This window comes from Persicimonas caeni (assembly GCF_006517175.1).
Taxonomy (GTDB): domain Bacteria; phylum Myxococcota_A; class Bradymonadia; order Bradymonadales; family Bradymonadaceae; genus Persicimonas; species Persicimonas caeni.
In genome coordinates this window covers 3,786,263-3,799,471 of record NZ_CP041186.1, presented here as the reverse complement: position 1 = coordinate 3,799,471, position 13,209 = coordinate 3,786,263, and the positions used below count along the sequence as shown (strand labels likewise).

General features: G+C 63.4%; 9 protein-coding genes and 1 other RNA gene. 4 read left to right on the top strand and 6 right to left on the bottom strand.

Annotated features, from left to right (window positions below):
- The first annotated feature begins 8 nt into the window (after positions 1–8).
- Positions 9–428: RNase P RNA component class A (gene rnpB, locus FIV42_RS14130), an RNA gene on the top strand.
- Between the two features lie 60 nt (positions 429–488).
- On the opposite strand, the gene FIV42_RS14125 is transcribed toward rnpB, so the two are convergent.
- Positions 489–1,166 carry a hypothetical protein gene (locus FIV42_RS14125; RefSeq protein WP_141198318.1) on the bottom strand — a complete coding sequence of 226 codons (678 nt, stop codon included), beginning with the start codon at positions 1,164–1,166 and terminating at the stop codon, positions 489–491.
- 388 nt (positions 1,167–1,554) lie between these two features.
- Between FIV42_RS14125 and FIV42_RS14120 the strand changes: the two genes are divergently transcribed.
- On the top strand, positions 1,555–1,965 hold the full coding sequence (locus FIV42_RS14120; protein WP_141198317.1) for a hypothetical protein: 411 nt from the start codon (positions 1,555–1,557) through the stop codon (positions 1,963–1,965).
- A 65-nt stretch (positions 1,966–2,030) separates the two neighbouring features.
- Positions 2,031–2,906 (top strand): hypothetical protein, encoded by an 876-nt coding sequence (locus tag FIV42_RS14115; protein WP_141198316.1) that lies wholly within the window; start codon positions 2,031–2,033, stop codon positions 2,904–2,906.
- Positions 2,907–3,229: 323 nt separating this feature from the next.
- On the opposite strand, the gene FIV42_RS14110 is transcribed toward FIV42_RS14115, so the two are convergent.
- A complete protein-coding gene (locus FIV42_RS14110) occupies positions 3,230–4,006 on the bottom strand; it encodes a hypothetical protein (protein ID WP_141198315.1) in 777 nt (258 codons plus the stop codon).
- Between the two features lie 685 nt (positions 4,007–4,691).
- On the opposite strand from FIV42_RS14110, the gene FIV42_RS14105 reads away from it, so the two are divergent.
- Positions 4,692–7,418: a DUF11 domain-containing protein gene (locus FIV42_RS14105; protein WP_141198314.1), complete on the top strand. Its 2,727-nt coding sequence runs from the start codon at positions 4,692–4,694 to the stop codon at positions 7,416–7,418.
- Between the two features lie 320 nt (positions 7,419–7,738).
- Here FIV42_RS14105 and FIV42_RS14100 read toward each other — a convergent pair whose 3' ends face one another.
- From FIV42_RS14100 to gyrB, 4 genes are all read right to left on the bottom strand, one after another.
- Positions 7,739–8,599, bottom strand: coding sequence for a BKACE family enzyme (locus FIV42_RS14100; protein ID WP_141198313.1), 861 nt, complete (start codon positions 8,597–8,599; stop codon positions 7,739–7,741).
- 85 nt (positions 8,600–8,684) lie between these two features.
- Positions 8,685–9,959, bottom strand: a complete 1,275-nt coding sequence (locus tag FIV42_RS14095) for a M20 metallopeptidase family protein (protein WP_141198312.1) — start codon at positions 9,957–9,959, stop codon at positions 8,685–8,687.
- A 27-nt stretch (positions 9,960–9,986) separates the two neighbouring features.
- A complete protein-coding gene (locus FIV42_RS14090; RefSeq protein WP_141198311.1) occupies positions 9,987–10,553 on the bottom strand; it encodes a hypothetical protein in 567 nt (188 codons plus the stop codon).
- Between the two features lie 8 nt (positions 10,554–10,561).
- A complete protein-coding gene (gene gyrB / locus FIV42_RS14085) occupies positions 10,562–13,042 on the bottom strand; it encodes a DNA topoisomerase (ATP-hydrolyzing) subunit B (RefSeq protein WP_141198310.1) in 2,481 nt (826 codons plus the stop codon).
- Between the last annotated feature and the right edge of the window lie 167 nt (positions 13,043–13,209).

Genomic DNA, 13,209 nt, shown 5'->3' with positions numbered 1-13,209 from the left:
GAGTCGTCTCGGCCCTCCAAGATGGTCGCCGGCGTACGTGGGCCGCTCACGCGGTGGACGTGCGTCGGAGGAAAGTCCGGACATCGCAGGGCTGGGTGGTCGGTAACGCCGACCGGGGGTAACCCTAGGGCCAGTGCAACAGAAAACAGACCGCCGGGCGAGCCTTCGGGCCTGCCCGGTAAGGGTGAAAAGGTGAGGTAAGAGCTCACCGGGGCGGTGGTGACATCGCCTGTCTTTGCAAACCCCACCCGATGCAAGGCGAACGGGAGTCGAGGGTCTTCGGACCCTCCAGGGCGGCCCGCCCTGCCGACTCCAGGTAGCCGCTCGAGCTGCAGAGCAATCTGTGGCCTAGATGAATGACCATCGCCGCTTCTGGGCGCAAGCCCGGAGGAGGGGACAAAATCCGGCTTACTAGGAGGACCGAGCGTTCTTCGAGACACACGAAAAGCCCGAGCGCGGCGACGCGCTCGGGCTTTTTGTGTTCGGAGCTACTCGCCCCTCTTGGGCAACGAGGCGATCTTCTTGTCGAGGCGCTCGTCTTTGGCCAGCGCCTCGCCGATCTTGTCGACCGTGCTCGCCACGTTGTCGTCGGGGGCAAGTTGCACCGGCTGGAGCAGGTCGACGGTGGTGTCGGCGATCGACTCGATATTCAGGTAGGTCTCTTTGGGCATCTTGGTAAAGTCGACCTCGCGCTCCTGCAGCAGGCGGGTGAGCGCTTCGGTGGTGCTGTAGATGTCGGTGGCCACCGGCGACACCAGGCTTCGGCGCAGTCGGGTGTCGTCGGCGCTGGCGGCGAGCATCACGTCGGGGCCGAAGTCGACCCCGTCGGGCAGCTTCATGCACCACTCGCCCTGGATGTCCGTCGTCGCTCGACGAAGCACCTCTCCCCTCTTCTGGCCGTCCGGCCCCACCCGATACAACGCCACGGTCGCCTCGGGCACCGTCTGCTCGCCCTCGAGCGGCGCGGCGTGGGCCGAACCCACCAGCCAATCGCCGAACGGCGAGCGCATCGCCAGTTGGCCGCCCGGCGCGAGCACCCGACCGCGCAGAATACGCGGGTGGTACTGCTGCGCGGCCTCCTCGGCGGTAGCGCCGGGACAAGTTGAAGCAGCGTCGGCTGTCGTCGCTGGCTGCGTTTTGTCCGCTTCGCACGCGGTCCAAAGCACCGCGCCAAGCCCCAAAACAACGAGCCTCGTTCTTATTGACGGATTTTTCATGGCAGCTACGTTCTCAGTTACAGCGGTCATGTCGATGTAGGAGAACCGAATACACGCGAGCACCACGTCGCACACGACGTGGTCAGGTGCATTTGGGATGCCTCGCCGCTATCTCCGGTAGCACCTTCCGGGCGTCTCGCAAAGTAGGATCGACGCCGGAAGTCCGTACTGTGAGGAGGGCAACCCGACGTGCGCCGACCTCGCCCCCGAAGGGGAGACCTGGTACGAGTGCAAGATCGAGGGAAATTTCGAATCCGGGACCTACACCTACTCGGGCACGCAATTCGATGAGGACCCGTCCGGGTTCTGCGAGCAACTCGCCAGCCTGACCATCGATGTGTACGACACCGACCAGGGCCAGGTCTTCGACTGGGTTTCCAACCCGGTCAACGGCGGCGACAACGGCAACTTCTACAGGTACACCGACGCCCACAATGACGTCGGCGAGCAGGCGACTGACGACGGGCTGCACGCGCCGGTGGGCTCGAGCGGGCTCTACTCAGATATCAGCCACATTTCGTTTTGCTTCGATCTCGAGCTCGACGTCGAAAAGACGGCCACCGCCAAGTTCACCCGTACCTACGACAGGGACATAACCAAAAGGGCCGATGAGACCGACTGGGCTCTCTTCAAAGGCGACACCGCTACAAGGTCACGGTCAGCAAAGAAGGCTCGACCGACTCGTGCTTTTCGATCGACGGCACGATCACCATCACCAACCCCAACCCCGACTTCGACGCCGATCTGACGGGGGTCACCGACGTCATCTCGACCGGGATCAACGCCTCGGTCAACTGCCCGAGCGACCTGACGGTGCCCAAAAACGGCGGCACGCTGCAATGCACCTACTCGGCCAACGTGCCCGACGCGACCGCCCGCACCAACACGGCCACGGCGACGCTGCAGAACTACACCTACGACTACAACCCGAGCACCTCGTCGTACGACAAGACCGCCAAGTCGACCACGACCGACTTCACCGGCAGCGCCAACGTCGACTTTAGCCAAGCCACGATCACCCGCGTCGACGAGTGCGTCGACGTCAGCGACGACAAGTACGGCTCGCTCGGCCAGGTCTGCGTGCCCTCGAGCGGCACGTCGGCCTCGCAGACGTTCAACTACAGCCTGACGATCGGCCCCATCACCGAGAGCGAGTGCGGCACGAGCTTCGTCAACGTCGCCAGCTTCACCTCGACTGAGACGACCAACCCGGAGACGGGCTCGGATGATTGGACGGTCGATATCGAGTGCGAACTACAGGGCGGCGAAGGCTGCACGCCGGGCTTCTGGAAAAACCACGAGGACGAGTGGTGCAAGGAGAACGGCGAATACCACTACGCCCCCGACGACGAGCTCGGCGAGGTCTTCGACTTCACGGGCACCTCGAAGCAAGTCGAGTCCCTCGCCGACGACACCCTGGCGGACGCCCTCGCCTACGGCGGCGGCCCGGGTGAGTTGGGCGACGCCATGAACCTGCTGCGCCACGCGGTCGCCGCGCTGCTCAACGCGTGCAAAGACGACCAGGTCAGCTACGACTATTATGACGACCAGGTCATCTCGTGGACGAGCAAGGCGCTCGCAGGCGACTTCCCCTTCACCGCCGATGGCGTGGAGATCACCAGCATGGAGGAGCTCAAAGATCTGTTCGAGGCGGCCAACGAACAGATCGCGCCCGGCTTCTGCGAATAACGCGGTGAACTCGCAGCCAGCCTGATCACCCACCAGCCCCGCCGGGACCCCGGCGGGGCTTTTTTTGCCCTCGGAGCAGACCAAATCTGCATCGACCCGCGTAAAACGCGATCCCAGACCGCGTTTTTTGGGGCACGCCCCCGCCAAGTTCCGACCTCTGACCAAACCTCTGCCCCCCCCGGACCGGCCGGGTTTTGATGAGTGACTAGAATTTTTTGGGGTCGAATCAAAAAAAATGCGGTCCCCGACCAAAACGGGGGGAGGGGGGGAGGGGGGGTGTTTTGGTCGGGGACCGTAACTGACGGGGCTGGGGCCCCCAGGTCTCAGTCGTCGGTGGGGACGTCCTCGCCGCTGTCGGGATCGATGTCGGGGACCGGGCGCTGGCGGCGGTAGTAGTCGGCGATGCGCTCGTTTTGGTCGACGATGGGGGTCATGAGCTTCTGGCGAGCCTCGGCGTCGCCGGGGTTCTCGCCGTTGAACTTGCCCAAGATCTTGGCGGCCACGCGCAGCATGCGCTCCTGGCCCTGCAGGCGCGCGGCGCGCACCTCGCTGAAGGCGACGGGGCGGCTCTGCGGGGCCTCGAGGGCCTGGGCGAACTCGTCGGTCAGCCCGACGAGGCGGTCGGCGATGGCGCCGGCGCCCAGCGGCTCGACGTGGGTGGCGCGCATGGCGTCGAGCTTGGCGTTCATCGCCTGCAGGCTCGACAGCTCGTCCTCGAAGGCCTCGGTGATGATGGGCCGGGCGCCCTCCGGGAAGATCTTGCGCTTGAGCTCGCGCGCGGTCTTGCCCAGCGGGTGGTCGGCCGGAAAGCTCTGGATGTCGGACTTGAGCCGCGAGTGAAACCCGCCGACGGTGCGGTCGATGACCTCGTCGAGGCGGTCGGCCTCCACGCGCACGCCCTCGGTGGTCGACTTGGTCGTCTGCCACTCGCCTTCGAGCTCGCGCACGCCCTCGTTGAAGTCGATGGCCGCACGCGCGCTGTCGGCGATGTCGTCGTAGCCCAGTTGGGCGGCGATCGCCTCGATGGCGCGCAACGCGAACAAGCGGCGGCCGGTGGTGAATTGGTACAGATCGAAATAGCTGGCAAGGCTTGCTTCCATACACGTCCTCCACAGTTCCAGTGAAGCTGGCGCCCCGTCGGGCGCGAGCCTGCTCCCCACCTCCGCATTGCTGCGGGGGAACACATTTCAAATGGTGTACGCCGAGCATCGCCGATCGGCGCGCGGCCTGTCAAGACGGGTGTAAACGGCCCGGGAGCAGCTGCAGACGGGGGGAAACACGAGTTTGGGTCGATCTATTTCGCGGCGGCGCCGGCCCCTCCGACAGCTCCACCGGCACAAAAGGGTTGACGGATTTTGCCGCCGAGCTACCTTCAAAAACATAACGCGACGTATTCAGATGTAGGACACGAGAGCACAAGCCACTACTTGGTGCGAGGGTTCCCGAGCGCCGGTGTGGCGGCAGCCGTTTGTCACGTAGTCGGCCGCCTCGACGATGCTTCCGGGCCGCCTCGTGGGGACTTGGTGGCCCCAGAAGCATCCACTGCAGCAACCAGATCGCTGGTAGGGGGGAAGACTTGAACGCGTATTCACACGTCTGCCATCCGTTGCGCGCCCAGCCAAGCCTGGCCGGGGGCCACCCTGCCCGAACAACCGAAGTCACCATGTAAGCAGAAGCGAGCCGACCGAGTTCGGCACGACGCTGGAGGGCAACGTTGTCCTCAGTTCACATGGAGGTGAAGTATGCAGTAGGCCTCCGCATCTCACAGTCATCTAGGGGGACTGTATGCGTGCACTTGTCTCACGATCTTCACGAGGAAAGTGGAACCAATTTCGCGCCATATTGATTGCCGCGCTGCTCGCCGGCGTGGGCGCCGCGGGTTGCGGCGAGCAGATGACCGACTCTACCGAGCCGACGCTCGGCGGCGAGTACGAAGACGAGTACGAACGCGAGGAAGACGAAGAAGAGGAAGAAGAGGACGAGTACGGAGACGAGGACGGCTACGAGTACGACAAGGAGAAGCACAAAAAGCACTACTACGACTACGAGGGGGGCTATTCGGCCGACTACTACAAAGTGCGGTTGGGCAAGGACCACGAGGAGAACAACGAGAAGTACTACGACGGCAGAAACGCCTGGAACCCGACCTGCGGTGGCCTGACGCACCTCGAAGGCGACTTCATCGAGTGCAAGATCGACCCGGTCTACCAGTACCCGTACTTCACCTACACCGGCAATCACCTCGAGGGCGAAGGCTGTGACCAGCTCGCCTTCCACATCAAGCGCTACGGAGAAGAGTTCGACATCAAGTCGAGCGCGCCCATCGCGGCGATGTGCGTCAAGGGTGGCCCGGGCGCCAACTGCTACACTTTCAAAGACGGCGGCACCAACGTGGGCGTGGGCTACAACGCCTACGACGAAGAAGTGGGCAAGAACTACGGCATCAGCCACATCTCGCTGTGCGTGCGTCCTCAGCCGGACGTGGCGGTCAAAAAGGAGGCCGTCGAAGACACCATCCAGCCGGGCGACTACGCCGCCTTCAAGCTCAAGGTCAAAAACAAGGGCACGGCCACGGCCAAAAACGTCGTCCTCAAGGACAAGCTTCAGGACCACGAGGACGGCGAGGTCAACTGGAAGATCAAGGCCGTCAAGAAGAACGGCTACGCCGTACACGACCCGCACCAGTACTGCTGGTTGACCGACGAGGCGCACGACTACAAGTCGGACGACCTGCTCGAGTGCAAGTTCGACTACCTCGAGCCGGGCGACAAGATCGTGGTCAAGGTGGCCCGCAAGGCGACCCAAGACGACTGCGGCTACCTGCCCAACATCGCGTACGTGTCGGCGGATAACGAGCCCGACAAGAAGTATCTGAAGAAGAACAACAAGAGTAAGGCCAAGATCAAGGTCGAGTGCATGGCCGACGTCGCCGTCGAGAAGACCGCCCGCCAGGACAAGGTCTACCCGGGTGGCTACGCCGCCTTCGACATCAAGGTCAAAAACGTCGGCTCGATGACGGCCAAGTACGTCCAGCTGATCGACAAGCTCGAGGGCACCGGCTGGTACGTGAGCGGCGACGCCGCCTCGTACTGCAGCATCTACGACTACTACGGCAAAGAGGTGCTCAAGTGTAACTTCGGCGAGCTCGCCCCGGGCGCCTACAAGCATATCGTGGTCAAGCGCAAGGCGACCGAGGCGGACTGCGAGGACGGCTACATCAAGAACACCGCCAAGGTCAGCGCCTACAACGACTACAACGCCGACAACAACAGCGCCTACGACAAGATCCCGGTCAAGTGCATGAGCGACGTCGCCGTCGAGAAGACCGCGCTGCAAGACAAGGTCTACCCGGGCGACTACGCCGCGTTCAAAATCAAGGTCAAGAACGTGGGCTCGACCACCGCCAAGTACGTCAAGCTGATCGACAAGCTGCCGGGCACCGGCTGGTACGTGGGCGGCGATGACGCCTCGTACTGCGGCATCCACGACTACTACGGCAAAGAGGTGCTCAAGTGTAACTTCGGCGAACTCGCCCCGTACGCCTACAAGAAGATTGTGGTCAAGCGGAAGGTGACCGCGGCCGATTGCGCCTACGGCTATATCAAGAACGTCGCCGAGGTCAGCGCCTACAACGACTACAACGCCGACAACAACAGCGACTGGGCCAAGATCCCTGTGAAGTGCGTGGCCGACCTGAAGGTCGAGAAGGAAGCGCTGTACACCCCGATCGAGCCGGGCGACAAGATCGGCTTCAAGCTCAAGGTGACCAACGTGGGTCACGTGGCGGCTGAAAACGGCAAGCTGTACGACAAGCTGCCCGGCACCGGCTGGTACCTGGGCTACGGCGCGCCGGAGTCGTGCTCGCTGCACGAGTACTACGGCGACACCATCCTCAAGTGCGACCTGAGCGGCCTGGCCCCCGGCGCTTACGCCAAGGTCAAGGTCTTGCGCAAGGCGACCAAGTACGACTGCGGTTGGGTCAAGAACGTCGCCAAGGTCAAGGCCGACAACGACTACAACACCAGCAACAACACGGCCTACGCCAAGGTCGAGGTGCAGTGCGCCGACCTGAAGGTCGAGAAGACCGCCCTCGACGCCGACGTCAAGCCGGGTGAGAAGCTCGCCTTCAAGATCACGGTGACCAACCAGGGCACCGCCAACGCCACCAACGTGGTGCTCAAGGACGAACTGCCCGGCACCGGCTGGCACCTGGGCTACGACGCGCCGAGTGGCTGCGAGATCAAAGAGTACTACGGCAAAGAAGTGCTCGTGTGCACCCGAGCAGGCCTGGGTGCGGGTGGTAGCGGCTCGGTGACGGTCTACCGCAAGGCGACCTACGATGACTGCGGCACGGTGGAGAACACCGCCAAGGTCAGCGCCGACAACGACGTCGACCACTCCAACAACTACTCGACGGCGTACATCGAGGTGGAGTGCTGCTACTACGACGGCTACTACACCTGCTGGGACTACTACGAGTCGGACGGCATCGACGGCTGGTACGACCAGTGATGATCTGTTGAGTAGTCGTAGCTAGACGTACAAAAGCCCCGCCGGTGTGTTGCCGGCGGGGCTTTTTTTGCGGCGTGGGCCCTGCGGGGTTGAGGCGCCCGCTATTAGGGGCACGGGCAGACTACGAGGCCGTCGCAAAAGATCGCCGTCGTTTGGAGGCAGCGCTTCCAGCGCTGGTTGCAGGAGCGTGCGGCCTTGCTCCCAGGGCAAGATGCCCTGCCTCCAAAGGCTTTTGCGACAGCCTCAGACTACGCCCGCGCGAAAGACAATTTGCGGGTCGAGGTGGCGACCGACTTGCGGGTGCGTAGCGCCATCGTCATTCAAGCCTTGATCATCTGGCGAGCTTCGTCGGGGGTCGCAGGCTCGCGGCCCACCTCGCGGGCCATGGCGACGATCGCCTCGATGAGTCGGCCGTTGCCGTGCTCGGCGACCTTCTCGCCGTCGGGCAGATAGAAGGTGTCCTCGACGCCGGTGCGCAGGTGACCGCCCAGCTCGGCGGTCTTGCGGTGGATGTCCCAGACCTCGTCGCGGCCGATGACGATCGACTGCCAGTGCGCCCCCTCGGGGAGCAGGTCGACCAGGATGGGCAGCAGGTCGGTGCGCGCGGGCATGCCGCTGGCCACGCCTTGCACGAGCGAGACGGTGTAGGGCTTGTCGAGGATGCCGACCTTCTCGAACATCGAAATGGAGCGCACGATCCCGGTGTCGAAGCACTCGCACTCGGGGATGATGTCGTTGTCGCGCATCACCTCGAGGAAGCGCTCGACCTTGCTGACCGGGTTGTCGAAGAGCATGGGCGGCCAGGCCCACTCGCCGTTGCTGCGCGCCTTGAGGTAGTTGAGCGACCCCGAGTTCATCGCCGCCATCTCCGGCTTGACCCGCTCGAGCACGCCCTGCGGCCCGCTGATATCATCGCCCATCACGCCGGTCGTCGAGTTGACGATGATGTCCGGCGCCGCCTCCTTGATGGCGTCGACGCACTCGGCGGCCAGGTCCGGATCCCACGAGGGCATCCGACCCATGGCCTGCTCGCGAAAGTGGATATGCACCACGGCCGCGCCAGCGTCGTAGGCCTCTTTGGCGCTCTGGGCCATCTCCTCGGGCGTGTACGGCACCGGGTGGGTCTTCGGGTTGGTCAGCACACCGTTGAGGGCGCAAGTGACGATGACTTTGTCGCTCATGAGGATCTCCAGGCCAAAGTTAGTATGTACTTACTTACGACTGGAGATATAGCAACGAATAGCCGAGTGGGCAAGGAGAGGCGGCCTATTCGGCGATGCCCTCATGAATCGGCATGCGCCGCGGACGCTCGAGCGCCAACTCACCGTTGGACAGCTGAGCCATCACCTCGAGCGCCGATCGCGCCAGGATGCGCGAGCCGATGCCGATGGCGCGCTCGTCGATGTCGAACTTCGAGGAGTGCAAGAAGTGGCGAGCGCGCGGGCCTGGCCCGGCGGTGCCCAGGCGGAACATCGCCCCGGGGGCGTGCTGCAGGTAGTAGGAGAAGTCCTCGCCGCCCATGCTCGGCAGCGGGATCTCGTAGATGCCGTCGTCACCCAGAAAGTCGCGGCCGATCTGCTCGATGATGCCGATGACCTTGGGGTCGTTGACCACCGAGGGGGCGCCGTGTTCGATCTCGAGCTCGAAGTTCGCCCCGTGGGCCATGCAGATGCCGCCGACGACCTTCTGGAGCACCGGCTCGAGCCGCTCGCGCGACTCCTTGGAGAGCGTGCGCAGCGTGCCCTGCATGGTGGCCACCTCGGGGATGACGTTGGGGCTGTCGCCAGCGTGGATGGAGCCCAGCGACAAGACGACCGGGTCGCGCGAGTCGAAGTACTGGCTGGTCATCTGGTACAGGGCGTTGGCCACCTGGGTGGCCACGCGCACCGGGTCGGTGCAGTGATGGGGCCGCGCGCCGTGGCCGCTCTTGCCGATGATCTTGATGCAGAAGCTGTCGAAGGCCGCCGTCAGGTTGCCCTCGCGCACGCCGATGCGGCCGACCTCGAGCTCGGGGTCGCAGTGCAGCGCCAGGACGGCGTCGACGCCCTCGATGGCGCCGAACGAGACCATGTCGACCGCGCCGCCGGGAGAGACCTCCTCGGCGTGCTGGTACAGCAGGCGAAGCCGTCCGGTCAGCTGCTCGCGGATCTCACTGATCGCCATGCCCGCGCCAGTGGCCACGGTCATGTGCACGTCGTGGCCGCAGGCGTGCATCACCCCGTCGTTTTGCGAGGCGTAGGGCACCTCGTTGAGCTCTTTGATCGGCAGGGCGTCGATGTCGGTGCGGATGGCCACCGTCGGGTCGACGGCCGGGTCGAAGTCCTCGGGGATCAGGTCGGCGTAAAAGCCGGTGCCCTCCTCGCGCACGTACACGTCGAACCCGATATCCTTGAGCGTCGCCGCCAGCATCGAGGTCGTCTCGTACTCTTTGTGGCTCAGCTCGGGATGGGCGTGCAGCTCTCGCCGCAACGAGATCAGGTCGGAGGTCTTCTCCTTGAGGATATCGTCGACTTGCGAAAGGAAATCGATGGGGGACTGCATGGTGACACCGTTCTCGAAGCGGTCAAACTACGAATCACTTACAACAACATCTTGCTCATCGAACGCCTCGTTTCCAGCTTGCTGTTGCGACTGCAACCGCTCGAGCAGGCTGGACATCAGCGCCTGGATGTCTTCGAGGAAAACGTAAGGGTTATACAGATAAATTTTGATCTCTTCGCCGCCCACGCGCACTTCGAGCATGCCCTTGGCAGCCGTAGCGTTCATGCGCTGCAGGCCGAGCGCGTCGACGTCGAGCACCGACCAGTCGATCGACCAGGCCTTTTCTTCGCGGCCGACCAAGAGTTTGTCGTCGGTGACGCCCACAAAGTGGGTGCCGGCGAACGCATACCAATAAGCGGCATGTACAGAAAGGCCGAGCCCGCCTGCGACGAGCCCGGCAAAGATGGCGGTCCACAGATTCTCGCTGAATCCGTACTGCCACCAGATAAAGCCGGCGCCGGCGAGCATCAGCCCGCCGATGGCCAGGATGAGGGTATAGCCGAGGCGATTGAGCTGATAACGAAAGACGTCGACGTCGCCCCCTTGGAGGGCTTCGTCGACGCCTTTGGTGTCGAGAAGTTGAACGTTAGCCATGGGCTCCGTTAGACATCCAAGTTACGGACGTCGAGTGCGTTGGACTCGATGAACTCGCGGCGCGGCTCGACCTGGTCACCCATGAGCACGGTGAACATCTCGTCGGCCTCGATGGCGTCCTCGATGCGCACCTGCAGGAAGGTGCGGCTGTCCGGGTCCATGGTGGTGTCCCACAGCTGCTCGGGGTTCATCTCACCCAGACCCTTGTAGCGCTGGACCGACTGGCCTTTGCGCCCGGCGTCGAGCACCGCGTCGAGCAGCACGTCGATATTCTCGTAGGTCTGCTCGGTGCGTCCGTCGACGGTGACGTTGTCACCCAGCTCGCGGAACTTCTGCCAGATGCGCACCAGCTCTTCGTACTCGAAGCTGGTGAGCATCTCGCGGTCGACGCGGGTGGTCACGAGCGCGCCCGATACACGGGTGTGCCAGGTGGCCTGATACACGTCGTCGAACTCGCGGCTCTCGGAGATGGTCGGCGCGTGCCAGCGCGCGTTCTTGTGCTCTTCGGAGAGCTTCTCGCGCACCGCGTCCATCGTCTCGCGCAGGCCTTCGGCGTCCTGGAGATCTTCGACGGTCACCGGCGTGCGCACCAACTCGTTGATCACGCGCCGGTCGTTGCGACGGCTCATGCGGTCGGCGAACTTGCGGTAGTTGATCAGCTCCTCGACGAACTCGGCGAGCTCGTCGCCCTCGAGCTCTTTGCCGGCGCTTCCGCGCAGGCTGACGCTCGACTTGACGCGCTCGATGAGGAAGTCGTTGAGCGCCTTCTCGTCTTTCATGTAGGTGATCGAGCGGCCTCGCTTGACGCCGTACAGCGGCGGCTGGGCGATATACAGGTGGCCACGCTCGATGAGCTCGGGCATCTGACGGTAGAAGAACGTCAACAGCAGCGTACGGATGTGCGCGCCGTCGACGTCGGCGTCAGTCATGAGCACGATCTTGTGGTAGCGCAGCTTGTCCATGTCGAAGTGCTCGTCGCCGATGCCGCAGCCGAACGCCGAGATCATGGCCGCGATCTCGTTGTTGGACAGCATCTTGTCGAAGCGCGCCTTCTCGACGTTGAGGATCTTACCGCGCAGCGGCAAGATGGCCTGGAAGCGTCGCTCTCGGCCTTGTTTGGCCGAGCCGCCTGCAGAATCACCCTCAACAATGTAGATTTCGCTCTCCTCGGGGTCGCGCGACTGGCAGTCGGCGAGCTTGCCGGGAAGGCTGCCCACCGAGTTCATCGCCGACTTACGCGCGATCTCGCGCGCCTTGCGGGCCGCCTCGCGGGCGCGGCTGGCCGCCAGCGCCTTGTTGACGATGGTCTTGGCCGCGTTCGGGTTCTCGTTGAGGAAGTAGCCCAGGTACTCGTTGACCACCGACTCGACCATGCCCTTGATCTCGTTGGAGACCAGCTTCTCCTTGGTCTGGCTGGAGAATTTGGGGTCGGGCATCTTGACCGACAGCACCGAGGTCAGGCCCTCGCGGATGTCGTCGCCGTTGAGCGTCTCTTTGACCAGGTCGTTCGAGATCGCGTAGGCGTTGACCGTGCGCGTGAGCGAGGCGCGCAGACCCGACAGGTGGCTGCCGCCGTCTTTGTTGCGGATATTGTTCGTGTAGCAGAACACCGTGGTGTTGTACGAGTCGTTCCACTGCAGGCTGACCTCGACCTGCACGCCCTCCTCCTCGATGACCGACCGGATGTGGATCGGCTCGGGGTGGAGCGGCTGCTTGTTCTTGTTGAGGTCGCTCACGAACGAGTTGATGCCGCCTTCGAAGCTGAAGTCGTGGCGCTTGCCGTCTCGCTCGTCGATGATCGTGATGTTGACGCCGGCGTTCAGGTAGGCCTGCTCGCGCAGACGCTGCGACAGCGTGTCGTAGCTGAACGTGGTGCCCTCGAAGATCGTGGAGTCCGGCTTGAAGGTGATCTTGGTGCCGGTGGTCTTGGCCTTGCCGATCTCCTGGACCGGCTCCTTGGGCACGCCGCGGTTGTACTCCTGGGCCCACAGCTTGCCGTCGCGCTTGATCTCGAGCTTGAGCCACTCGCTCAAGGCGTTGACGACCGAGACACCGACGCCGTGCAGACCACCGGAGACCTTGTAGGAGTTCTGGTCGAACTTACCGCCGGCGTGCAGCACGGTCATGATGACCTCGGCGGCCGACTTGCCCGTCTTTTTGTGCACGTCGACCGGGATGCCGCGACCGTTGTCCTCGATCGTGATCACATCGTCGGCGCGAATGGTGATGGTCACCGTATCGCAGTGGCCGGCCAGCGCCTCATCGATGGAGTTGTCGACGACCTCGAAGACCATGTGGTGCAGGCCGGAGCCGTCGTCGGTATCACCGATATACATGCCTGGGCGCTTGCGCACGGCCTCCAAGCCCTCCAGGACCTGGATGTTGTCGGCGGTATATTCGTTACTTTCGGCGACAGCCTGCTTGAGCTCGTCGTCGAGCTCGAGTTTGCTGCCGTCACTCGAGACAATGGGAGGTTGTTCCTGAGTCATCAAATTTCCCTGATCAGAAACCGTCTGATCGCCAAAGCCGCCCCTACGGGGCGACCGTGGCCGATGAAGATTGGATCACGACAAAATCAAAAGTCGCGGAAACGTACCATGTTCGTGCGGTGAAGGGCAATGGAGGCCTCGGTTTTTGCAGCGCCTTCTACATAAGC

What these genes read in the sequence shown, in the direction of transcription:
- gyrB (WP_141198310.1), bottom strand. Translation starts at nt 13,042, where the DNA reads ATGACTCAGGAACAACCTCCCATTGTCTCGAGTGACGGCAGCAAACTC.
- FIV42_RS14110 (WP_141198315.1), bottom strand. Translation starts at nt 4,006, where the DNA reads ATGGAAGCAAGCCTTGCCAGCTATTTCGATCTGTACCAATTCACCACC.
- FIV42_RS14105 (WP_141198314.1), top strand. Translation starts at nt 4,692, where the DNA reads ATGCGTGCACTTGTCTCACGATCTTCACGAGGAAAGTGGAACCAATTT.
- FIV42_RS14100 (WP_141198313.1), bottom strand. Translation starts at nt 8,599, where the DNA reads ATGAGCGACAAAGTCATCGTCACTTGCGCCCTCAACGGTGTGCTGACC.
- FIV42_RS14090 (WP_141198311.1), bottom strand. Translation starts at nt 10,553, where the DNA reads ATGGCTAACGTTCAACTTCTCGACACCAAAGGCGTCGACGAAGCCCTC.
- FIV42_RS14095 (WP_141198312.1), bottom strand. Translation starts at nt 9,959, where the DNA reads ATGCAGTCCCCCATCGATTTCCTTTCGCAAGTCGACGATATCCTCAAG.